This is a genomic window from Promicromonospora sp. NPDC110617, assembly GCF_055598465.1.
In genome coordinates, this window is record NZ_JBVKBM010000001.1 from 167,058 (window position 1) to 189,477 (window position 22,420).

At 72.6% G+C, this 22,420-nt stretch carries 19 protein-coding genes and 1 riboswitch; of the genes, 13 read left to right on the top strand and 6 right to left on the bottom strand.

Features of this window, described 5'->3' with window-relative positions:
- Positions 1 to 10: 10 nt before the first annotated feature.
- From ACZ7LE_RS00705 to ACZ7LE_RS00715, 3 genes are all read left to right on the top strand, one after another.
- The gene (locus ACZ7LE_RS00705) at positions 11 to 946 is read left to right on the top strand and encodes an NAD(P)H-binding protein (protein WP_470401491.1); all 936 of its coding nucleotides are present in this window, start codon (positions 11 to 13) and stop codon (positions 944 to 946) included.
- Complete coding sequence (locus ACZ7LE_RS00710; protein WP_470401492.1) at positions 943 to 2,133, top strand: alpha/beta hydrolase; 1,191 nt, start codon at positions 943 to 945, stop codon at positions 2,131 to 2,133. Before ACZ7LE_RS00705 ends, ACZ7LE_RS00710 begins: the two co-directional genes overlap by 4 nt.
- An 89-nt stretch (positions 2,134 to 2,222) precedes the next feature.
- Complete coding sequence (locus tag ACZ7LE_RS00715) at positions 2,223 to 2,516, top strand: hypothetical protein (RefSeq protein WP_470401493.1); 294 nt, start codon at positions 2,223 to 2,225, stop codon at positions 2,514 to 2,516.
- A 7-nt stretch (positions 2,517 to 2,523) separates the two neighbouring features.
- Here ACZ7LE_RS00715 and ACZ7LE_RS00720 read toward each other — a convergent pair whose 3' ends face one another.
- Entirely contained in the window at positions 2,524 to 3,159 is a 636-nt protein-coding gene (locus tag ACZ7LE_RS00720; RefSeq protein ID WP_470401494.1) for a DnaJ family domain-containing protein, read from the bottom strand.
- 116 nt (positions 3,160 to 3,275) lie between these two features.
- Here ACZ7LE_RS00720 and ACZ7LE_RS00725 point away from each other — a divergent pair, with 116 nt between their 5' ends.
- Both ACZ7LE_RS00725 and ACZ7LE_RS00730 read left to right on the top strand, forming a co-directional pair.
- Complete coding sequence (locus ACZ7LE_RS00725; RefSeq protein ID WP_470401495.1) at positions 3,276 to 5,231, top strand: SigE family RNA polymerase sigma factor; 1,956 nt, start codon at positions 3,276 to 3,278, stop codon at positions 5,229 to 5,231.
- Between the two features lie 52 nt (positions 5,232 to 5,283).
- Complete coding sequence (locus ACZ7LE_RS00730) at positions 5,284 to 6,453, top strand: aminotransferase class I/II-fold pyridoxal phosphate-dependent enzyme (protein ID WP_470401496.1); 1,170 nt, start codon at positions 5,284 to 5,286, stop codon at positions 6,451 to 6,453.
- Between the two features lie 35 nt (positions 6,454 to 6,488).
- Here ACZ7LE_RS00730 and ACZ7LE_RS00735 read toward each other — a convergent pair whose 3' ends face one another.
- Positions 6,489 to 6,953: a DUF6328 family protein gene (locus tag ACZ7LE_RS00735; protein ID WP_470401497.1), complete on the bottom strand. Its 465-nt coding sequence runs from the start codon at positions 6,951 to 6,953 to the stop codon at positions 6,489 to 6,491.
- 152 nt (positions 6,954 to 7,105) lie between these two features.
- Here ACZ7LE_RS00735 and ACZ7LE_RS00740 point away from each other — a divergent pair, with 152 nt between their 5' ends.
- The 5 genes from ACZ7LE_RS00740 (at position 7,106) to ACZ7LE_RS00760 (ending at position 15,258) form a co-directional block, all read left to right on the top strand.
- Positions 7,106 to 8,659: a hypothetical protein gene (locus ACZ7LE_RS00740; protein WP_470401498.1), complete on the top strand. Its 1,554-nt coding sequence runs from the start codon at positions 7,106 to 7,108 to the stop codon at positions 8,657 to 8,659.
- 245 nt (positions 8,660 to 8,904) lie between these two features.
- Entirely contained in the window at positions 8,905 to 10,065 is a 1,161-nt protein-coding gene (locus ACZ7LE_RS00745; protein ID WP_470401499.1) for a hypothetical protein, read from the top strand.
- Between the two features lie 89 nt (positions 10,066 to 10,154).
- Positions 10,155 to 11,702, top strand: a complete 1,548-nt coding sequence (locus tag ACZ7LE_RS00750; RefSeq protein ID WP_470401500.1) for a hypothetical protein — start codon at positions 10,155 to 10,157, stop codon at positions 11,700 to 11,702.
- Between the two features lie 107 nt (positions 11,703 to 11,809).
- On the top strand, positions 11,810 to 12,625 hold the full coding sequence (locus tag ACZ7LE_RS00755) for a TetR/AcrR family transcriptional regulator (protein WP_470401501.1): 816 nt from the start codon (positions 11,810 to 11,812) through the stop codon (positions 12,623 to 12,625).
- Complete coding sequence (locus ACZ7LE_RS00760) at positions 12,622 to 15,258, top strand: PEP/pyruvate-binding domain-containing protein (protein ID WP_470401502.1); 2,637 nt, start codon at positions 12,622 to 12,624, stop codon at positions 15,256 to 15,258. The genes ACZ7LE_RS00755 and ACZ7LE_RS00760 overlap by 4 nt, the downstream gene beginning before the upstream one ends.
- On the opposite strand, the gene ACZ7LE_RS00765 is transcribed toward ACZ7LE_RS00760, so the two are convergent.
- Positions 15,255 to 16,055 (bottom strand): SDR family oxidoreductase, encoded by an 801-nt coding sequence (locus ACZ7LE_RS00765; protein ID WP_470403261.1) that lies wholly within the window; start codon positions 16,053 to 16,055, stop codon positions 15,255 to 15,257. The genes ACZ7LE_RS00760 and ACZ7LE_RS00765 overlap by 4 nt on opposite strands.
- Positions 16,056 to 16,255: 200 nt before the next feature.
- Here ACZ7LE_RS00765 and ACZ7LE_RS00770 point away from each other — a divergent pair, with 200 nt between their 5' ends.
- The gene (locus ACZ7LE_RS00770) at positions 16,256 to 16,942 is read left to right on the top strand and encodes a PAS and ANTAR domain-containing protein (RefSeq protein ID WP_470401503.1); all 687 of its coding nucleotides are present in this window, start codon (positions 16,256 to 16,258) and stop codon (positions 16,940 to 16,942) included.
- A 39-nt stretch (positions 16,943 to 16,981) separates the two neighbouring features.
- On the opposite strand, the gene ACZ7LE_RS00775 is transcribed toward ACZ7LE_RS00770, so the two are convergent.
- Positions 16,982 to 19,027 (bottom strand): SigE family RNA polymerase sigma factor, encoded by a 2,046-nt coding sequence (locus ACZ7LE_RS00775; RefSeq protein ID WP_470401504.1) that lies wholly within the window; start codon positions 19,025 to 19,027, stop codon positions 16,982 to 16,984.
- A gap of 116 nt (positions 19,028 to 19,143) precedes the next feature.
- Between ACZ7LE_RS00775 and ACZ7LE_RS00780 the strand changes: the two genes are divergently transcribed.
- Positions 19,144 to 20,016 (top strand): endonuclease/exonuclease/phosphatase family protein, encoded by an 873-nt coding sequence (locus tag ACZ7LE_RS00780; protein WP_470401505.1) that lies wholly within the window; start codon positions 19,144 to 19,146, stop codon positions 20,014 to 20,016.
- A gap of 49 nt (positions 20,017 to 20,065) precedes the next feature.
- Here ACZ7LE_RS00780 and ACZ7LE_RS00785 read toward each other — a convergent pair whose 3' ends face one another.
- Positions 20,066 to 20,476: a VOC family protein gene (locus tag ACZ7LE_RS00785; RefSeq protein WP_470401506.1), complete on the bottom strand. Its 411-nt coding sequence runs from the start codon at positions 20,474 to 20,476 to the stop codon at positions 20,066 to 20,068.
- Between the two features lie 100 nt (positions 20,477 to 20,576).
- Entirely contained in the window at positions 20,577 to 20,969 is a 393-nt protein-coding gene (locus ACZ7LE_RS00790; RefSeq protein ID WP_470401507.1) for a CBU_0592 family membrane protein, read from the bottom strand.
- Positions 20,970 to 21,157: 188 nt separating this feature from the next.
- Here ACZ7LE_RS00790 and ACZ7LE_RS00795 point away from each other — a divergent pair, with 188 nt between their 5' ends.
- Positions 21,158 to 22,063 (top strand): LysR family transcriptional regulator, encoded by a 906-nt coding sequence (locus ACZ7LE_RS00795; RefSeq protein ID WP_285100610.1) that lies wholly within the window; start codon positions 21,158 to 21,160, stop codon positions 22,061 to 22,063.
- Between the two features lie 107 nt (positions 22,064 to 22,170).
- Positions 22,171 to 22,289, top strand: a riboswitch (glycine riboswitch).
- Positions 22,290 to 22,420: the final 131 nt, after the last annotated feature.

Consider the following 22,420-nt stretch of genomic DNA (forward strand, 5'->3'; position numbering starts at 1 on the left):
CGGTGTGGGAATGACGCCCGCGTCGCCGGACCGGCTGATCGTCCTCACCGGGGCCGACGGCCGGCTGGGTTCCAGACTCGCCTTCCGTGTCGCCGCGGCGGGCGGACACCAGCGCCTGCTGGTCGCCGGCCGGGGCGCCGCCCCCCGGTTGCCCGACGGCACCCCGCTGCCCGAGTCGGAGGTCGTCGCGATCCCGACGGAAGCGGACACCAGGGCGCTGACCAGCGGGTTCGCCGAGGCGGACGCCGTGTTCCTCGTACCGGGCCGGGAGCGTCCCGGACGGCTCGCCCGGCACCGCGCGGCGATCGACGCCGCGGTGCTCGCGGGCGTGCGGCACGTGGTCTACGTCTCGTCGATCGGTGCCGCGCCGGACGCGATCGCGTCCGGCGCCCGCGACGACTGGCTCACCGAGGAGTACCTGCGGGGTACCGACCTCACGTGGACGATGCTGCGCACCAGCATGTTCCACCGCACCCCCACCTTCGCCGTGCACGACGAGTCGTCCGGCTCCGGGCAGCAGGCGCTGCTGCGCGCGCCGGCCGGCCACGGCCGGGTCGCCACGGTGTCGCACGACGACGTGGCCGACGTCGCCACCGCGGTCCTGCTCGACGAGGACCCGGGCCGGCACGCGGGCCGGGCCTACCACCTGACGGGCCCCGAGGCGCTGACCTTCGACGAGATCGCGGCGACGCTGTCGGCGGCCGTCGGCCGCACCATCCGGTACGTGCCCCAGACCGTGGAGCAGGCGCGGGCCCAGTTCTACCGGTCGACCGCCACCGAGGTGGAGGACTGGATCACCCGGTGCCAGGCGATCGAGGCGGGAGTGCTCGCGAACGTGAGCCCCGACGTCGGGCATCTGGCAGGCCGTGCGGCGCGCTCGTTCGAGGTCTGGCTCGACGACTACCCGGCGGAGTGGGCGCACCTCCGGTTACCGTCGGTCAGATGACGAGCCTCTCCCCCGGTGTGGACGACGGGCCGGCGCCGGAGCCGGTCTGGGAGCCCGACGTGCTGCCGGGCTTCGAACGCCTGACCCTGCCGCTGGAGCCCGACGAGGACGAGCCCGAGGTGGTGGCGACGCTGGTGCGCCGCGCCCGGCCGGCCGACACCGATCACCACCGGGGGATCCGGCGGATCGGCGCGGACAACCCGCAGGTCGCGCGCCTCTGGGACGAGCTGTCGGAGATCGGCCGGCGACTGCGCCTGCCGGTCGCCGGACGGCAGCACACGGACGGGGAACCGGCCGCGACACCCGCCGCACCACCCGACGCCGGCGTCGACGTGCTCTATGTGCACGGCTGGCTCGACTACTTCTTCCAGACCCACCTCGCGGACTTCTGGGAGTCGCTCGGCGTGCGCTTCCACGCGCTCGACCTGCGGCGTTACGGGCGCAGCCTGCGCGAGGGCCAGACGCCGGGGTACGTCCGCAGCCTCACCACCTACGACGAGGAGATCGAGGCGGCGCTCGCCGCCATGGGGCACGGCCCCGACGACCGCCCCGACCGCAAGCTCGTGCTCATGGGCCACTCCACGGGTGGGCTCATCCTCAGCCTGTGGACGGCGCGCCACCAGGAACGCGTCGCGGGGCTCGTGCTGAACGGGCCGTGGCTGGAGTTCCAGACCCGCGAGGCGGGGCGCAAGCTCATGGAGCCGGGCATCCGGGTGCAGTCCGTGCTGGTGCCCCGCAGCCAGCTCGTCAACCTGGACCGCGGCCTCTACGCCCGCTCGATCTCCTCGCGGTTCGACGGCGAGTGGGACTACGACGTCGCCTGGCGGCCCGACGCCGGGTGGCGCGCCACCCCCGCCTGGCTGGCCGCGATCTTCCGCGGGCAGGACCAGGTCGCGCGGGGCCTCGGCATCGACGTGCCGGTCCTTGTGCTGCTCAGCGCCCGCAGCAGCATCCCGACGCGGTGGACCGAGGAGATGCGGCACACCGACTCGGTGCTGGACGTGGTCGGGATCGCCCGCCGCGTACCCGACGTCGGCTCCCTCACCACCCTGGTACGCATCGAGGGCGGCCTGCACGACGCGACCCTCTCGGCGGCGCCGGCACGCGAGCAGGTCTGGCGTGAGACGGCCCGATGGTTCCGCGGTTACGTGCTCGCCCCGGCCGACGCCGCGGCGCCCCGCGCCTGAGCCCGTCGGCGCCTGGCAAAGAACGGGCCATGGTGCCATCCTGGAAAAGAGGTGCCCTCACCGATGCTGGGCACGAGGGGCGATGCGCCATGACAACGCACCAGGAGACTCACCCGCGGGCCCGCCGAGGCGGACCGTACCTCGCGCGCAACGAGGCCGTCGTCGGGGTGGTCGCGCTCATCCTCGGGATGCTGATCTCGCAGGGCGCCGCCGAGGGTGTGACGATCGTGGGCTGTCTCACGATGGCAGTGGGAGCAGTGTCCAGCCGGTTCGGTGCGCACCGGGGCCGGATGGCCATCGCGGCGGGTCTGGGGTTCGCGCTCGGGTCGGTGCCCTACTGGCTGATGACCGCCGTCGTCATCGTGACGGCCTACGGGTTCTGACCCGCCGTCACCAGAACTTCCACCACGGCCGGTCGTCCGGCGTCCGCCGCGTGCGCGCCGGGTCGGGAGAGGGCGCCGACGCCGCGGCCCGCCGCGCCGCCCGGCGCTCCCGCCACCTGCGCACCTGCTCGTCCACGTCGCGGGTGGGCGTGACGACGGGCGGGCCGCCCTGGAGCTGACGCCGGGCGTCCACGACGCGCGCGTTGAACTCCGTGACGATCTCGCGGACGCGCTCCTCCATGGCTTCGAGGTCGAGCCGGGAGTCCAGCTCGGCGTCGTCCTTGCGGAGCTGGGCCGAGGGCAGCAGGCCGGTGATGTTCTCGCGCTCGATCAGGCCCTTGACCCACCAGTCGGGGTCGTGCTTGCCACCGATGCCCGGGATCGGCTTGCCGTGCAGGGGCAGGTTGTCGAACTCGCCGCGGCGCATCGCCTGGTCGATCACCACGTCGACGTAGCGCGAGCGCTCCTCGACGGTCATGCTGCCGGGCCGCTTGCCCTCGTTGGCGTCGTCCTCGCCGGGCTCCGCGTCGTCGGGGGAGCCGGGCTGCTCCGCGCGCTCGGCGGCTGCCTCCCGGTCCACGCGGTACTGCGCGGCTCGGCGGAGGGGGTCGTTGTCTGCGTCCTCGCGCGATCCCGGCGCCATGGCAAGCATGTTACAACTTTCACAAGCGGCCCGAAAGGGCATGATGACCGGATGCGCCGCATGGTCGTTTCCGAGGACGAGGCAACCTCTGTGCCGGTTCGGCCGTGGTGGGCGGTATGAGAGCGGAGACCACCGATCAGCCCGTCGTCGATCCGGGACGCGCCAGGGTGCTGGTCGCCCCCGACCTCGACGCGGAGTTCGTGGACTTCGTGACGTCGGCGGGCGCGTACCTCTACCGGACGGCCTACCTCCTGTCCGGTGACGTCGACCAGGCGGAGGAGCTGGTCCAGGCCACGTTCGAGCGGACGTACCGGGCGTGGGCCAAGGCCCGGGCGGGGGAGCCACGGGCCTACGCGCGGCGCATCCTGATGAACCTCCGGATCGACGGCTGGCGCAAGGACCGGCGCACCGCGACGACGGACGACGGTGTCATACCGCTCTCGCCCGCCCCTGACCACGCGCACGACGTCGCCGTCCGGGACGAGCTCGGCAGGGCCCTGCGGGCACTGCCCCTCGGGCAGCGACGCGTCGTGGTGCTGCGGCACCTGCTCGACCTGTCCGAGGCGCAGGTCGCCGAGGAGCTCGGCATCTCGCTCGGTTCGGTCAAGTCCGCCAACGCGCGCGGTCTCGCGCGGCTGCGTTCCCTGCTCAGCACCTCGGCGATCGAGGCCGTCCCGGAGTTCCGGGCGGACGGCGACCGGGTGCTGCTCCAGGCCCGGGCGGCAGCCCGACGTCGGCGGGCGGTCCAGGCCGTGGTGACCGTCGCGGGGGTGTTCGTGCTGGTCGTCGGCCTGCTGCTGGCCGGGCCGGTCCGGGTTCCCGGCCTGGGGCCGGTCGCGCTCCCGGGCAGCGAGTGGCTGCGCGAGGTGCTCGGGCTCGACGGCCGGGGCATCTCCGCCCTGCCCTCGGATCACGCGGACACCGCGGCGTGCACCCGGCCCGACGACGATGCCCCCACGACCCCGGTCGAGACCAGGTCCGACGGCTGGGGCGAGCTCAACGTCGTCGGGATGATCGACACCGCTGACGCACATGACGTCGAGCGGTGCGTCGACGTCATCGTCGACCACCGGTGGTCGCTGGGGAGCAGGGTCGGTGTGCAGGCCGCGACCCTCGGTGAGGGTGAGAGCGTGCTCGGCTGGTCCGAGGTCGCTGGGGCCCTCGACGGCGACCTCATCTCGGGACCGTCCACTCTGGAGGCACAGGCCCCGGACGGTGAGGGAGGGCACGACGGCCTCGCGGTGGCCGAGACCGAGCAGGTCGACGGACGCTGGCCGCAGGCCCTGGGTCTGGTCCGGCAGGGCGACCGGGCCGCCTGGTTCGAGACGCCGAACACCCAGATCGCTGGGACGTTGCCGTGGACCCTGCGGGTCCTGGGCGAGGACGGGGGCGTGACGACCGTCAGCGACTCGTCAGCGCTGGAGGACGCGGAGGCCGGCACGGCGGCGCTCGCGGACACGCTGCTCGGGTGGACCACGGCGCCGAACGTCGCGCGGACCAGCTGCACCCAGACCCTGCACACGGCCGCGCTCGACGGGTCCGCGCCGGTCACAACGAGTGTCCGGAAGCAGGTCTGCGCCCTGGGGTCGACGCCGGACGCTCTGCTGGTCGCGTACCGAGAGCGTTCCGGCGAGCCGGGTGTCGGGGCCGGCCCCGGTTCGACGACGGAGTTCGCGCTGATCTCCGGTCCGGACGACATGGACTCGTTCCGGCTCCTCTCGATCCGGGACGAGGACCTCGGGGGCGAGCCGGTGTCCGCGCTCGGGTACGACGTCGGGTGGCTCGCCTTCTCTGCCGGCGACCGGCTGTACCTGATGGACCTCTTCGCACAGACGGCCTACCAGGTACGCGGCACCTCGCCCGTCACCGCCCTGGACGTGTCCGCCGGGACCGTTGCCTGGTCGACGGAGGACGGCTCGGCCTACGCGATGGTGGACCGGGACGGCGCGCCGGGCGTCATCCGGCTGTCTCGCGAGCAGGCCGCGGTCGGGGTCGACGGCGACCACATCGCCTGGACCACCCTCGACGACAACGGCGTCGCGTCGTTGACGTTCGCCCGGGTGCGCTGGTGAACCTCGCCGGCTCGCGCCGCCGTCGGGCACCTCGGTGGGCCATGATGGCCGCATGAAGGTCTCTCGCCGGTCCCACGTGCCCCCGTTCGCCGTCATGGAGGTGCTCGCCGCCGCGAACGCGCGCCGGGCCACCGGGGCGGACGTGCTCAACCTCTGTGCGGGGGAGCCGTCGACCGGCGCGTCCGACGTGGTGCGGGAGCGCGCCATCGCGCTGCTCCGCGACGGGAACCTCGGCTACACCGAGGCGATGGGCGTCCCGGCGCTGCGCGCCGAGATCGCGGGCCACTACCGGCGCTGGTACGACGTCGAGGTCGATCCCGCGCGGATTGCCGTCACCACGGGGTCGAGCGGCGGGTTCGTGCTCGCGTTCCTCGCGTCGTTCGACGTCGGCGACCGGGTGGCGCTCGCCCGTCCGGGCTACCCCGCCTACAAGAACATCCTGTCGGCGCTCGGCTGCGAGGTCGTGGAGCTCGACTGTGGCCCCGAGACGCGTTACCAGCCCACGGTGTCGCAGCTCAACGAGGCCTACTACGGCGGCGGGCTCGACGGCGTCATGGTCGCCTCGCCCGCCAACCCGACCGGCACGATGATCACGCCGGCCGAGCTGGCCGCGATCGCCGGGTGGTGCGCCGACCACGACGTGCGCCTGATCAGCGACGAGATCTACCACGGCATCGCCTACTCGGACGAGGTGGCGCAGGCGACGGCGACCACGTTCGTCGACCAGGGCGCCGTCGTCGTGAACTCGTTCTCCAAGTACTGGGCGATGACGGGCTGGCGCCTCGGCTGGCTCGTGCTGCCGGACGAGCTGGTCGCGCCCGTCGACGCCCTCGCCAGCAACGTGGCGCTCTCGCCGCCCGCGCTCGCGCAGCACGCGGGCATCGCCGCGTTCACCCCCGAGGGGTACGAGGCGGCGGCGCAGAACGTGGCGCGGTACGCGGCGTCCCGCAGGCTGCTCCTGGAGCGGCTCGGCGAGCTCGGCTGGCGCCCGGTCGCCCCGGCCGACGGCGCGTTCTACCTCTACGGGAACATCGCCTCGTTCGGGCTGGACTCCGTCACGTACTGCGCCCGGCTGCTCGCCGAGGCCGACGTGGCGATCACACCCGGCACCGACTTCGACGGTGTGCACGGCGGGGAGTGGGTGCGGTTGTCGTTCGCGTCGTCGCTCGACACGGTGTCGCGTGCGGTGGACCGGATCGCGGCCTGGCACAAGACGCTCTGACGTCGGCGGGAAGTTGGTCGGGCGGCTGCGCCGGCTCAGCCCCGTCGGCGCAGCACCTCGGGGAGCAGCACCCACAGGACCGCCATCACCACGAGCGCACCGGCGCCTGCGATGATCCCCGCCGTCCGCCCGACCACGACGTCGAACACGAGCAGCGAGGCGCCCGTGATCACCAGGGCGAGGGCCCCGAGGGCGGCGCGGGTGATCCGGTCGGCCAGGGTGACGATGTTGCGCTTCATCTGCTTGCGGAACAGCGCCCGGTGCACGCTGACGGGCGCCACGATGAGAGCGGTCGCGACCACTGCTGCCACGACGAGGGCCAGGTAGACGACGACCTGGTACCGGTCGAGGTCGGCGAACCGCGACTGGAAGGGCAGGGTCAGCAGAAAACCGGTGAGGATCTGCACGCCGGTCTGCATGACGCGCAGCTCCTGGAGGAGCTCGTTCCAGTTCCGGTCCGCGCGTTCGTTCTGCGTTTCCTGCCGCCCGTCGGTCTGCATAATCCCCATTCTCACTCAACGTCCGATTTAGCGTCCGCGGCGAGGGAAATTCACCCGCTCGCATCACCGCCTCCCGTGGCCTGCCCCTGGGCGCCGGGAGAACATGCGGCTGGGCGGGACGCGTCCGCGTCCCTCTGACGAGGGGGGTTGCTTTGAACAGATCGAGGATGCGGGCGTCGCTGGGCATGGCGCTCGGGGCCGCACTGCTGATGTCCGGCGTCGCCACGACTCCGAGCCTTGCGGCGGAGGTGAGCACCGCACCGCCGCCGGGCGTCACGGCGGATCGCGTGACCAACAAGGTGGACGACGTCGTCGTCTCCGCCAAGATCTCCCTGCCGCCCGGCGGGGACGTGGTCGGGTCCATCACCGGCACCATGTCCATCACGCACAACGGGTCCTCCGCGGCCATGCGGTCCGGGCGCATGACGATGGTGGACCCGGAGGGCCGCAGCCTGACCGGCGCGCAGTTCGTGGCGTCGGGCACGGCCAACACCTGGACCTCGAAGGTCACCCTTCCGGCCGACGCCGAGCCCGGTGTCTACGAGGTGTCCGTGTCCGCGGAGATCGACGTGACCACCACGGACGGCGTGGTCAAGGTGCCGATCCGCACCGCGGACCCGGTGCTGGTGCCCTTCCGTGCGAAGCGGAACATCCCCCTGATCTGGACCTCGCCGGCGAGCGCGCCCGCGGGCTCGACCGTCTCCTTCTCCGGAGCGGCGAACATCCGGAGCCTCGGGACCGGCGACTACGAGCCGGCGACCGGCCAGGAGGTCAAGGTGTACTTCGACCCCACGGGCGACGCACCGGAGGTCTTCATCGACACCCTGACGACCGACGACCGCGGCTACTTCACGACCCGGCAGCAGCCGGGCGCGTCCGGGAAGTGGCGGGCGGAGATGCCGATGACCGACACCGGCGCGAAGGCGGTGTGGACCCTGACCTCCGCCGAGCGGGCCCGCGACACCACGCTGCGGCAGGGGACGGTCAGCGCCACGGAGGGCGGCTTCACCGCGGGCGACCACCTCATGACGCACGACGTCGTGCTGGGCCTCGCCCCCGTACAGCGGCGGGTCGACGTCGGCAGCCTTGACTTCACCGTGGGCGGCACGTCCGGCTGGGTCAGCGCGGAGAGCCGGCGCGGCGAGGGCAGCTTCCCCGACGGGTACCGGGTGCAGCGCGAGCTCACGCACTCCGGGATCGGCACGAGCCACGTGACGTTCACCTTCAATCCCACGCTGCCGGCCGGCATCTACGACATCGGCATCCGGGACGCGATGAAGGCGTGCTCGGCGCCGGACTGGGACGGGCTCGAGGGCGGCACCAGCAACTGCACGCACAACGTGCTCGTCGAGGACCCCACGGTGACGACCATCGTGGTCAAGCGGGCGACCACCACGACGGTCGCGGCCTCGCAGACGTCGGTGCCCTCGCCGCGGAACATCACGATCAGCGGCGACGTGAAGCGGGTGCAGCTGGTCAGCGGCGGCGGCGCTGCGATCCGGCCGGCGCCGAGCACGCCGGTCAAGCTGTACTTCGACCCCACGGGATCGTCACCCGCGGTCCTCAAGAAGGAGCTCACCACCGGCTCTGACGGCACCTTCTCGACGTCGGTCAACGCCGCCTCGTCCGGCCGGTGGATCGCCAAGTACGCGGGCACGAGCCTGCTGGCGAAGTCGCAGGCGACCGTGACAGTGACGGTCGGCTAGCTCGCCGCCGTCGGCGGCTACCGGGCGTCGGCGACCGGCTGGAGGTCCGCCTCCGCCAGGCGGTCAGGCATGGGTTCTCACGCGGATCCATGCCTGACTGCCTGGTGGGGGCGGACCTTTGTGCTGTCCGCGTGCCCAAAAGTTCACCCCGGGGATTCTCAGCCGACTCGTACCTTTTGTCGCAGCGCCTGACAGGATCAGGCCTGTTCCCGGTTGCCGGGCCACCCCCCACCTGCGAGGTATCCATGGTCGTCCGTGCCCGGAAGTCGTTCGGTCAGGTGCTCGGCCTGGCGCTCGTCGGGAGCCTGCTGGGCGGGCCGGCGGCGGTCGGGGCACCGACCGGCGAGGACGAGGTGGGCCTGTCCACCTACACCTACAACGACATCGCCCTCGCCCCGAACGTGGCGCCGGCGGGCTCGCCGGTCCAGGTCCACGGCTTCGTCGGACACGGTCCATACTCGCCCGCAGCCGGGGAACCCGTGACGATCTATTTCGATCCGGTCGGGACGGCGCCTCGCGAGGCCGTCGCGACCGTGACGACCGACGCCGACGGCTGGTTCGCCAAGACCGTGCGGCCCAGCACCTCCGGCACCTACGACATCGTCCGGCCGGGCGAGGACGAGGACACGCTCCTAGGTCCGGGCACCGCGACATTCACGAGCCGCAAGGTCACCCAGCCCGTCCGGTCGGTCGTGGTGTCCGGTACGAAGAACGGGCACACCGCGAAGGCGCGGGTGATCGTGCAGGACGTCGTGACCCGGATCGAGCCGCAGACGGTCTACGTCGACGCGGGGCTCCTGACTGCGGGATACCCCGGGAACCTCAAGTTCTCCGGTCCCTTCATGACCAACCGCCGTGCGGAAGGGCGGTTCGGTGCGGGCGACGTCTACTACAGCAGCGGCGAGTTCCCGTGGCGGACGAACTACAGCGCGACGCGCGCCTACCGGCTGTCCGCCGTGCATCCGGCCGGTCTGTACGACGTCAGGTTCACGGGCGAGATGGCCGTCTACACGGATCGCTGGGACGCCCGGGAGGCGCGTGTCTCGATGCCTGGGGACGTGGTCACCACCGTGCGCGTCCGCCGGGCGAGCAGTACGACCATCGCGGCCTCGGCGACGTCGTTCACCGGGTCGAAGACGATCACGCTCCGCGGCGCGGTGCGCAAGGTGCAGCTCGTGAGCAACACGAAGGCCGCGATCCGGCTGTCGCCGAACACGCCGGTCAAGCTGTACTTCGACCCGGCCGGCGCCACGGGGCCGCAGTACAAGAAGACAGTGCGGACCAACTCGAAGGGCGTCTACACGACGACGTACCGCACAACCCGGTCCGGCCAGTGGATCGCGAAGTACCCGGGCACGGACCTCCAGGCGCCGTCCGAGCGGGCCGTGACGATCACGGTGAAGTAGCGGCGTCGCGAATTCACCCGGGCCCCGGCCCGGAATCGAGTCTTGGAGGCCGAAGGGCCTGGCAGGATCCCGAGCACATTCCTTGGTAGGTGGAGAGGCTGTTCATGCGCGCGTCGGTGCGACGAGTAGTAGGTGTCCTGTCGGCGTTGGTCCTGACGGGCGCGGGGCTGGTGGTCGGTACCGCATCTGCCAGCGCCAATGTCCGAACGATCACCGGCTCGAACGGAGACGTCCAGGTCACAGCGCAGATCTATGTGCCCGACGGCGGTCAGAGCATGTCCGTCCGGCTCGGGCACAACGGGACCTCCGTGAGTCTGACCAGTGCGAGGATCCGGGTGATGGATCCGCGGAGCGAGCAGATCTACGCTCGGGAGACCGCGTTCGAATACGGAAGTGGCACGGTGTGGAACGCCGTTGACTTCGACCTTCCGATCGGTCTGGATCTCGGTCGGTACCTGGTCTCGTTCGACGCGATCGTCGATGTGGAGACCGAAGCCGGGTCGGTGGAGGTCCGCGTCGCGGGCACGGACATTGTCGAGTTCTTCGTGCGCACGAGTGCCAGGCTCAGTGACTTCCAGACGACCCCGCCGAACGTTCCCGCAGGCAAGAAGGTTGTGGTCTCGGGCATCGCGCTGCGCGGATCATCCGGGTGGACGCCATTGGTCGGTGAGCCGGTCCAGATCTGGTTCGACCCGAAGGGCACGGCGCCGCGGGTGTATCGCGGTTCGGCGACGCCCGACGCTCGGGGTTACTTCGAGAAGACGCTGGTCGCGCCGTCGGACGGCACCTGGCGGGCCGTGGTCCCGAAGTCCGACCGGTACGTGGAGTCGACGCCGGTGGACGCCACACAGGAGACCCGCGCCATCAACCGACCTGTCCGTTCCGGCTCGGCGGTCAAGGCGGTCGGTACCTACTCGGGCGGTGTGCGGATCATCGCTCCCGACGTCGTCATCGGCCTCCATTCCGTGACCGCACGGTTCGACCTGGCATTCGTCGGTTTCGGCGGGACGCGCAGCTCGAGTCACATGTCGATCGAGAGCAGGCGCGGCGAGGGCAAGTACCCGAACGGTGCGGGGTTCAGCCCGCAGCTTCACTGGCCGGCGGCCGTCCTGCCCGACGGCTCGGTCGCCCCGGAGTCCCAGTCGGATCACGCCGAGGTGCGGATCAGCCCGTGGATGCCCGCCGGGGTGTATGACGTCGGGATCAACGAACAGCACGTCGCCGTCTGCACGGCGGTTCCGCTGTTCGGGCGCGCCGGCTGCTCGACACGCTTCGTGTTGGTTGACCGCACCATCACCACCATGACGGTCAAGCGCGCCAGCAGCACGAGCGTCTCGGCGTCGGCCAAGACGTTCACGGGGCCGAAGACCATCACTCTGAGCGGTGCGGTGCGGAAGGTTCAGCTGGTCGGTGACACGAAGGTCGAGAACCGGCTGTCGCCCAACACCCCGGTGAAGCTGTACTTCGACCCCGCGGGCACGCGCGGCCCGGTCTACAAGAAGACCGTGAAGACGGGCTCGGGCGGCACCTACACCACGAAGGTCGGCACGAGCATCTCCGGTCGCTGGATCGCCGAGTACCCGGGTACGTCCCTCCAGGCGCCGTCCCAGCACGCCGTGACCATCACGGTCAGGTAGCCCGAAAAAGCAGGTTGACCTCCTGCTCGGCGCGGGTCTAGCCTCAAATATGACCAGATGAACGAATCTGGTCATATTTTCACGAGGCCGGGGTGGAGGCACCAGGCATGGGCGCGACGACGACGCAGCGACGCGGTACCGCGCAGCGCAGGCTCGAACGCGCGGAGCGGATCCTCGACGCCGCCACCGAGCTGGTGCTGCGCTGGGGCTACGACAAGACCACCATCGACGACGTCGCCCGGCTCGCCGGAGTCGCCAAGGGCACCATCTACCTGCACTGGGGCAGCCGCGAGGACCTGTTCGCCGCCCTGATGCGGTGGGACCGGGCGCAGATGGTCGGCGCCGTCCGCAATCGGCTCCGCGAGGACCCGGGGTCCGCCACCCTGCCCGGGCTCTTCGGCCTGCTCGCCCACGAGCTCCACCGGCGTCCGCTGCTGCAGGCCGCGATGGTCCAGGACTCCGCGGTGCTGGGCAAGCTCGTGGCCCGCAAGCAGACCAGTACGACCACGCCCGAGATGGTGGCGCCGTTCGGCGCGTACCTCGCCACGCTTCGCGAGCACGGCCTGGTGCGGGACGACCTCAGCCTGGAGGACCACCTCACCCTAGTCGCCGCCGTGCTGCACGGCTCACTCGTCTCGCTGCGGATGATGCCCGACTCCCTCCGGGTGTCCGACGAACGCGCCGGCGAGCTGATCGGCGACGCGCTCGCGCGCGCCTTCGCCGCGGACCACCCGCCGTCCGACGCCGCGCGCGTCGTCTGCGCGGACGCCACCCGCGCCTTCGTCGACCAGGCCTACGCCGTGGCGCGGGCCCGGCTGCGGGAGTCGCTCGGCGACGACCTCCCGCCCGACGACGACCTCCCAGGGGAAGAAGACCCCACGCCCGAGGAAGACCCCACGCCAGCAGAAGGAGACCCGTCGTGAGCACCGAGGTCACGCACTCGTTCACGCTGCCGCTCGCGGATCCCGCGGCGGTGGAGCTGGCGGCGACCGGCGGCAAGGGCTCGTCCCTCGCCCGCCTGGCCGCCGCCGGCCTGCCGGTTCCCGGCGGCTTCCACGTCACCACGGATGCCTACCGGGCAGTGGTCGCCGGAGCGCCGCAGCAGGCGATCGTCGCCGCGGCCCGGGACGTGGACCCCGACCGCCCCGAGACGCACGAGGCCGCGGCGGCCCGGATCGCTGCGGTGTTCGCCGGCCTGGAGATCCCGGCGGCGGTCGCCGACGCCGTCCGGGCCGGGTACGCAAGCCTGCGCGCCGCGGACGGCGCCCCCGCGGGCACCCCGGACGACGCCCCCGCCGTCGCCGTCCGCTCCTCGGCCACGGCTGAGGATCTCCCGGGCATGTCGTTCGCCGGCCAGCAGGACTCGTTCCTCAACATCCGGGGCGAGGACGCCCTGCTCCGGGCGGTCCGGGACTGCTGGGCCTCCCTGTGGACGGCGCGCGCGATCGGCTACCGCGCGCGCCATGGCATCCCCGCCGAGGAGGTCACCCTCGCGGTGGTGGTGCAGCGGCTGGTCGACGCCGACGCCGCCGGCATCCTGTTCACAGTCGACCCGATGACCGGCTCCCGCAACCGCGTGCTGATCAACGCGACCTGGGGGCTGGGTGAGGCCGTGGTCGGCGGGCAGGTCACGCCTGACACCTTCCTGGTGGCGCGGGTCGGCGGCGCGGTGGAGCGCACGGTGAGCACCAAGGAGGTCCGCACGGTGCGGACCCCCGACGGGACCCGGAACGAGCCGGTCCCCGCCGCGCTGCGGGACGAGCCCGCACTCACCGACGAGCAGGCCGCGGGGCTCGCCGCGCTCGGCGTCCGCATCGAGGAGCTGTACGGCGTGGCGATGGACGTGGAGTGGGCGCTGCACGACGGCGCCCCCGCGATCCTCCAGGCGCGCCCCGTCACGGGTGCGGCGGGCCAGGTCGCGGTCACGGAGGTGTGGAACGACAGCCTGCTGGGCGACTTCCTGTGGACCAACGCGAACCTGGGCGAGGCGCTGCCCAGCGTGATGACACCGCTGACCTGGTCGCTCGTCCGGATCTTCATGGCGAACGCGATGGCCGACACGGATATCGGCGTCCCCGCGTACGGCACCATCGGCGGCCGGTTCTACATGAACCTCAGCACCACCGAGACGGTCGCCCAGGCACTCGGCATGCGCAAGGCGGTGGACGCGGCGTACCGCGAGGTGTTCGGGCGGCTCCCGGGTCAGCCCGACATCCCGGTGGTCCCGATCGGCCGCGGGGAGCTGCTCCGGCGGCTCCTCCCGATGGTGGGGCGGAACCTCACGTCGCTCGTGCGCGACGTCCGCGCCGTGCCGGGATTCCTGGGCACCGCCGAGCAGCGCGGCACCGACCTGCGCCGGCGCGCGGCTGACGTCGGCGACCCGGCCGGGCTGGCGGAGTTCTGGACCGCGGAGCTCGGCCCCTACCTGGAGGCCTCCTCGCGCGTGCTGCGCGGCGCCGCCCGGCAGGACGGCACCAAGCTGCTGACGCTGCGCCGCGACCTGCGCACGCTGCTCGGCGACGCCGACACGGAGACCCTGACGTCCGGCCTGTCCTCCGGCGGACAGCACCTGGCCAGCATGGAGACGCTGGTCAACCTGCGCGAGGTGGCCCTCGGGCGGCTCGACCGCGAGACGTACGTGACGCGGTACGGGCACCGGTGCGTCGACGAGTTCGAGGTCTCCCGGCCGCGCCCGGCGGAGGACCCCGCCTGGCTGGACCGGCAGATCGCGGCGGCGGCCGGGACCGATGTCGACGCGCTGCTCGACCGGCAGGAGGGGGCGCGGGCCGCCGTCTGGGAGCGGCTCGAACGTCTGTCGCCGCGCAAGGCCGCACGCCTGCGCAGCCAGCTCGACCGGTGGGCCCGGAACGCGCGGGACCGGGAGCGGGCGCGGTCCGAGGTGATCCGCACGTTCTGGGCCCTGCGCGCCTTCGCGGTGCGGGCCGGCGATCTCACCGGCCTCGGCGACGACGTCTTCTACCTGACCGTCGACGAGCTGCTCGACGTGCTCCGCGCCGGCACGGGGTCGCGCACCGGGGAGAGCGGGCGCGAGGTCGTCCCCGTGCGCCGCGCCACCTACGACCTGTACCGGAGCCTGCCGGCGTACCCGGCCGTGATCCGTGGCCGGTTCGACCCGGTGCGGTGGGCCGCCGACCCCGACCGGCGGTCGGACGTCTACGACGAGCACGGCCGGGAGTCCGCACGCTCCGACCAGGTCCGGGGCTTCCCCGGGGCGTCGGGCGTGACCGAGGGAGTCGCCCGGGTGGTGCGCTCGGTGGAGGACGGCGAGGCGCTGGAGCCCGGCGAGGTGCTGGTCACCACGGTGACCAACGTGGGCTGGACGCCGCTCTTCCCGCGCGCCGCCGCCGTCGTGACCGACGTCGGCGCGCCCCTCTCGCACGCCGCGATCGTGGCCCGCGAGCTGGGCATCCCGGCGGTCGTCGGGTGCGGCAACGCGACGATGCGCCTGCACACGGGCGACCTGGTGCGGGTGGACGGCGAGCACGGCACGGTCGAGGTGATCGCGCCGGCCGACCGCTCCTCGGCCCGCTCCTAGAAGACGGGCTTGCCGCCCGTCACACCGAGCACCGTCCCGGACACGTACGACGCCGTGGTCGGCGAGGCCAGGAAGACGAACGCCGGCGCGACCTCGGCGGGCTGCCCCGCCCGGCCCAGCGGGGTGTCGCTGCCGAACGACTCGATCTTCTCCTCGGGCTGGGTGGCCGGCTGCAGCGGCGTCCAGATCGGCCCGGGCGCCACCGCGTTCACGCGGATGCCGCGCGGCCCCAGCTCGGCGGCGAGGTTCACCGTGATGTTGTTGATCGCGGCCTTGGTGGCCGCGTAGTCGAGCAGCGACGTTGACGGCTGGTAGGCCTGGATCGACGAGTTGTTGATGATCGCGCCGCCCTCGCCCATGTGCCCGAGCGCGGCCTGTGTCACCCAGAACAGGGCGTACAGGTTGGTCTTGAGCACGCGGTCGAGCTCCTCGGTCGTCACGTCCGCGACCGACTCGCGGCGCGCCATCTGGTAGCCCGCGTTGTTCACCAGTACGTCGATGCCGCCCAGCTCGCCCGCCGCCCGGTGCGCGACGCCACGCGCCGTCGGCTCGTCCCGCAGGTCACCCGGGAGCAGCGCGCACTGGCGTCCTGCCTCGCGCACCCACTCCGCCGTCGCCCGCGCGTCGTGCTCCTCCTCGGGCAGGTAGGAGATGGCGACGTCGGCGCCCTCCCGGGCGAACGCGATGGCGACCGCGCGTCCGATACCCGAGTCGCCGCCGGTCACCAAGGCCTTCCGGCCCAGGAGCTTGTCGGTGCCGACGTAGCTCGTCTCGCCGTGGTCGGGCGTCGGGACCATCTGGTCCGTGGCGCCCGGCGGGGTCTGCTGCTGCGGTGGGAACGCCTGTTCATGGCTCACGTAGTCCTCCGTCGTCGTGCGAGGTCCCGGCCGACGCGATCTTCTTCGACCTTTGTTCACGCTAGCCCGTGCCTCGTCAGGCCGCACATCCCGTACTCTCGGTCCCACCAGGCCCGGAACATCACCCTGCAAGGAGTTTCGTGAACTCTTCATCGACTCCCGGCGAGCCCGCGATCGTGGACGGCGTCGAGCAGGTGCTCGCCGCCGGCAAGTCGTCCCCGGTCGGTCGGTACCGGCTCGACCTGGCCACGGGCGAGTGGGAATGGTCTGACGAGGTGTACGAGATGCACGGCTTCCAGCCGGGTCAGATCGTGCCCACGACTCCGCTGATGCTGTCCCACAAGCACCCCGACGACCGCGCCCGCGTGGACGGCGTGCTGCGGGAGGCGGCCGAGACCGGACAGCCCTTCAGCTCGGTGCACCGGATCCTCGACGCCAACGGCGAGACGCGGACGCTCGCGGTGACGGGCCAGGGGCGGCGCGATCCCGAGACCGACCGGGTGACCGAGCTGTTCGGGTACTTCATCGACGTGACCGACTCGCAGCGGGAGGCGGCGGCCCGCGACGCGACGGCCTCGATCCGGGCGTCGGCGGAGCGCCGCGCGGTGATCGAGCAGGCCAAGGGCGTGCTCATGGTGGTCTACGGCGCCGACGAGGACGCGGCCTTCGACCTGCTCCGCGAGGCGTCGAACGCGGCGAACATCGCCGTCCGGGACATCGCCCTCACGCTGGTGCACCTTTTCTCCGGCCCGGGCGTGACGGTGTTCCCCACCCGCGAGGCGATCGACGAGTTCCTGGCCGCCCCGATCGCTCCCGGCGACCTCTGACACGGTCCGCGGCGACCGCGGCCGGACCGGACGCGCCCGTCAACCGCGGTCGAGCGACGGGGCGAGGGTGCCCTCGACGAGCCACAGGCGCGCATCCGCAGTCTCGAGCCAGGCGGTGCGGTTGCCGGCCACGCTCGTCGTCACCGAACCGCCCGGGAGGCGGGCGAGGTCGGGACCGTCGTACCCGGACGACGACTGCCCGGAGCGGTACAGGTAGGCCAGGTCTTTCGGGTCCTGGGCGGTGGTGTCGGTGCTGGTCCACGAGATCAGGCTGCCCGACGCGCGGAGGTCGCCGACGACACCGTCGGGGAGCCGTACGACGCTGTCGAAGCCGCCGACCCGGTTGAGGACGTAGAGGGAGCCGGATCCGGATCCGGCGTCGGCGGGCATCACCGTCCACGCGATGACGTCGTCCGAGATGGCGATCGCGGTGACCCGGACCGACGCGTCATGATCGATCTCGGCGATCAGGTTGCCACCGAGGCCTCCGGCGGCCTCGGTGTCGAACAGGTGGAATGCCGTCGTGCTGGTCCCGCCGTCACCGGGGGTCCGGATGGCGGCGACGGCCTCGTCGTCGTCCGCGGCGAGCGCGGTGACGCCGGCCGAGGGGAGCGCGGTGATGCCTGCCGCGAGCTCGGTCGGCGTGCCGTCGCCGTCGAGGGTGGTGGTGAACAGGCGGGTGTCGTCAGCCGTGGCCCCGACCGTCCACAGGGCACGGTCCTGGGTGGTGGCCAGCAGCCACAGGCTGTCCTCGGTGGTGGCCAGGGGGTCCACCACGGTGGTGAAGGTGTCGCCGGAGAGGTTGAGCGTACGGAGGAAGCTCTGGCGCGGCGACGTCTCCGCCGCACCGTACTCGCTCCAGACCACATGCTCCCCGGTCACGGCCAGGCCGGTCGGGAACGTACTCCGGCCTTGGTACCGCGTCAGGGAGGTGGATGACATCGATCCGTCACCCGCCCATGTGCTCGTCCGGATGCGCGCGTCGTCGAAGTTCCAGATCTTGCCGGTGTCCGAGAGCCCGTGGGGCTCGGGCAGCGGGTCGCCGTCGGCCGCGACCGGCAGCCCCGCGTCGTCGAGGGAGCCGGGTGTGACCGCCTCGATGCTGACGTCGAAGCAGGTCAAGGGGCGCGCGTCGGCGGCGTCGACCACGACGGCGGCGCCGCCGAGCACTCCGGTGTCCTCGCCCGGTTCGGCGGGTCGCGCCGGCGACGGCGCGGGCACCTCTTCGGGGCAGGCGAGTGGGGTGGCGCCCGCCAGGTCCGGCGCCGGGCCCGGGGTGAACCCCTCGGTGCGGCCGTCGTCGAGCAGGCGCGCGATCAGGTCTCCGCCCGGCAGCACCACCGGACCCACGACGGGCAGCGGCACCGGCCCGCGCGTCACGACCCCGAGCGCCAGCAGGAGCGCCACGCACGCGGCCCCCACCGCCTGGCGGGCCCGGCGCCGGCGCAGCGCGGCCCGGCTCCGGTCGAGCACGGCCTGCTCGTCGAAGGTCGCGGGCTCGATCGTCTCGGTCTGCGCGACGAGCAGGTCCCGCAGGCGGGCGAGGCCGCGGGAGTTGGCCGCCTTCACCGTGCCGACGGCGATGCCGAGCTCTCGGGCGACCTCGGCCTCGGGCAGGTCCAGCAGGTGCCGCAGCACCACGACCCGCCGCTGGCTGACCGGGAGCTGCGCCAGGCCTCGGACCAGCTCGTCGCGCAGCACCACGTGTCCGGCATGGTCCGACGCCGGCGCGACGGGGATCTTGTCGTCGCCCGGGAACGACTCACGGCGGGTGTGCCGCCAGCCGTCGATCCGCAGGTTGACCAGGATCTGGCGCGCGTAGGCGCGCTGCGTGCCCGGCTTGACCTTGGCCCAGGTGCGGTAGACCCGCTCGAACGTCGACTGGACCAGCTCCTCCGCGCGGTGCGGGTCGCCGCACAGCAGGTACGCCGTCCGGTAGAGGTACGGCCCGCAGTCCCGGACGAACTCGGTGAACTCCGCGTCGCGGGAGCGCACCACCGAGACCTGCACGTCGCCCGTCCGGTCGTCGCCCGACGGCTCGCCCGTCCGAAGGTTGCCCACGGTCGCCCCGCTCTCCTGCGTCATGCCACCCACTACGGCGGACCTGGGTCAAAGGTTGCACGGTCGCCGCAGAAAGGTTCGGGTCACGGGTCCCGCGAGCCGGGGTGGCGCCCGCCGCACGCCGAGGACAGGATCGACACGTGCGCATCGCCACGTTCAACGTCCAGCACGGCCTCGGCCCGGACGGCCGCGTCGACAACGACCGCCTTGCCCGGGCTGTCGCCGCGCTCGACGCCGACATCGTGGGGCTGCAGGAGGTCGACCAGGGGCAGGTGCGATCCGGGGGCGCGGACCAGGCGGCACTCTGCGCGGCCGCGATGGGCGCCGTCGACCACCGGTTCCGGCCCGCGCTGGCCGGCCCGTTCCGCTATCCCGGCATCCGACGCCGCGCCCGCCGGGCGGAGCGGCCCGGCGCGCCCGGGTACGGCATCGCGCTCCTGTCCCGGTTCCCCGTCCTGAGCTGGCACACCGTGCTGCTGCCGCCCGCGACGCCCTGGGTGTGGGGCCGCGTCCAGCTCGGCACGGACGAGCCGCGAGTGGCGCTCGCGGCCCGGGTCGACGCGCCGTCAGGCCCGGTCACCGTGGTGTGCACGCACCTGAGCGTGTATCAGTTCTCCGCCGTGAGCTGGGCGGGCGGGATGGCGCGTCGGGTCGCCGGCTACCGCCGGGGCACCGCGGGCGAGCGGCACGCGGAACGTCAGGTGGACTACCTGCGCCGTCGGCTCGTCGGGCTGCGACGCCCCCTGGTCCTGCTGGGCGACTTCAACCTGCGGGGCTCGGTGCCCGCCGACCGCACCGGCTGGCGCCCCCTCGCGACGGGCGACACGTTCCCGCGGCACGACCCGCGGTTCCAGATCGACCACGTCCTCCTCGACGAGGGCGTGCCCCAGGTGCCGGACGGCGACGTCCCGGGCGGGGGCATCGGCTCCGTGGAGGGCCGGGTCGTGGACACCGGGGTCTCGGACCACTGCGCGCTGGTCGTGGACGTGTCGTTCACCCGTCCGACGGCGTAGCGCCACGCGTCCGGCGTCCGCCCACGCGTTCGGCGTTGGCCCGAGCCGGTCAGCCCACGAACACGCAGAACGGGTGGCCCATCGGGTCGCCGAAGACGTAGAGCGGCTCCTCGGGATCGTCCGACCGGTCGTAGAGCAGCGTCGCGCCGAGGGCGAGGGCGTGGTCGCGTGCCTCGGCGAGCGCGTCGACGTCCGGCACCGTCGTGTCGAGGTGGAGCTGCTGGGGGATGCCTGACTCCGGCCAGGTCGACCGCGGCAGGTCGTACACCTGCTGGAACGCCAGGTGCGCGCCGTCGTCGTTGCGCAGGACCAGCCAGTCGTTGCCGTTCGGGTCGGACACGCCCTCCGGCGGCTTCTCGTCGCCAGGGCGGTACCGGAGCCCGAAGAGCTCCCGGTAGAACTCGGCGAGTGCACGTGCGTCGGTGGTGTCGAACACCACCTGTCGGATGCGCGGGGTCATGACCCCAGCGCACCACATCGTGCACACCCTGCAACGGGACGCGCTCCGCGGGATCCGGGGGGAGACACCGGATCCCACGGAGCGGGGAACGGGGGAGCCGTCAGGCGGCCTCGGCGAACGCGCGGTAGCTGACGGCGGGCCGCGGCGCGGGTGCGTGGTCGGCGAGGTGGTCCGGGACGTGGTCCGGCACCGTGTCGACGGCGTCCTCGACGACCCGCAGCGCGGCCGCCTCCTTCGCGGCGCGCTTCTTGGCCCGCACCACGGTGTACACCGCGTTCACGCCGATGAGGATGGCGGCCATGTTCGACGCGGCGGACGGCCAGATGCCGTTCGCCGCGGCCACCGTCAGCAGGGTCCCGGCCGCCAGCATGTTGGTGCCCTGGAACGCGAGGGAATCGGCGCTCCAGCGCCCGCGGCTGACCATGGCATAGGCCACGAGGCCGGCGATGGCGCCAACCCAGCCGAGGACGGTGACGACCAGCATGAGGGACATGAGGAACTCCTGGGGAAACTGCTCGAAACGATTCGAGGATGTGGCGGAGACCGAGAACCGGTATCCAGGGGAAGGGGTGGCCGGCGGTCCGGGAGGAGCTGGGTCCAGCCGCTGCCAGGGTCAATCATGAGTCACTTGCGCCTTCAGCACAATCGAATGTTTGTGACTCCGGGATGTAGCATCGCTACATGGCCACTGACCCGCGAAGACTCGCTTTCCTCCTTGCCGTGCATCGTGCCGGCGGGGTGCTCGCGGCGGCCGACCTGCTGCACGTCACGCCGTCCGCCGTGTCCCAGCAGATCGCCCGGCTGGAGGCCGAAGAGGGGATCGACGTGCTGGACCGGGGGCCGCGTGGGGTGACGCTGACGCCCGCCGGCCGGGTGCTCGCGGACGCGGCCGAACGTATCGAGGCGGAGCTGGTCCAGGCGCGGCAGGCCGTGGCCGCGCTGGAGGGTGAGCTGACGGGCCGGATCTCCGTCGGGTCCATCCAGACGGCGATCCGCACGGTCGTCGCGCCGATGCTCGTCTCGCTCGCGGAACGGCACCCGCACATCGAGGTCGACGTGCAGGAGCACGACCCGACCGACTCCGTGCGCCGGCTGCGTGCCGGCGACCTGGACGCGGTGGTGCTGGAGCGCGACGTCGCCGTGGACGCCCCGGCCCCGCGCGGTGCGCACGACGTGCCGCTGCTCGACGAGCCGTGGCGCATCGTGGTCCCCACCAGCCTGCCCGAGCCCGAGCGGCTGGACGACCTCGCGACGCTCACGTGGGTGGGCCCGCAGGCCGGCTCGGCGGCCGAGCGAGCCGCGAGCCGGCTCGCCGCGCAGCTCGGCACCACGTTCGAGACGCGCCACGCCTACAACGACTTCGACACCGCGATCTCCCTGGTCGCCGCCGGCCAGGGCGTCGCGATGCTGCCGGCCCTGGCCCTCCAGCAGGAGGTGCCGGACGGCGTCGCCGTGGTGGCGCTCGCCGGGCTCGGCTCGCGGCGGCTCGTGGTGCGGCACCGGCAGAACCGGCACGAGCCCGGCCCGATCGTCCGGGCCGTGGTGGACGAGATGGTCGTGGCGGCCCGGGAGATCGACCTGGGGTAGCGCCGCCACCCTGCGCGCGCCGCTACGATGTCCGCATAACTGAACATCTTCAACGGCCCTGGCTCGATCGGCTCGATCTCGATCAGCCCGACCAGGACCGTGCCGCCAGAACCGCGGCGGGAGAGTCCGGCCCCGCGCCGTCGTCGTCCAGACGCCGCGCGACCCGGCGCCGAAGGAGCAATTTCCTCCCCGGGAATCTCTCAGGCCCCCGTACCGCCGCGGCGAGGCAACTCTGGAAAGCGAGCCGCCGCCGGGCAACCGGTGCGGCGGCTCCACCGACGGTGCAAGCCGGCGCGTCCCGCCCTCCTCCCCGCTGTCCGGGAGGGAACATGACGGACCGGCAAAACTCTCAGGTCG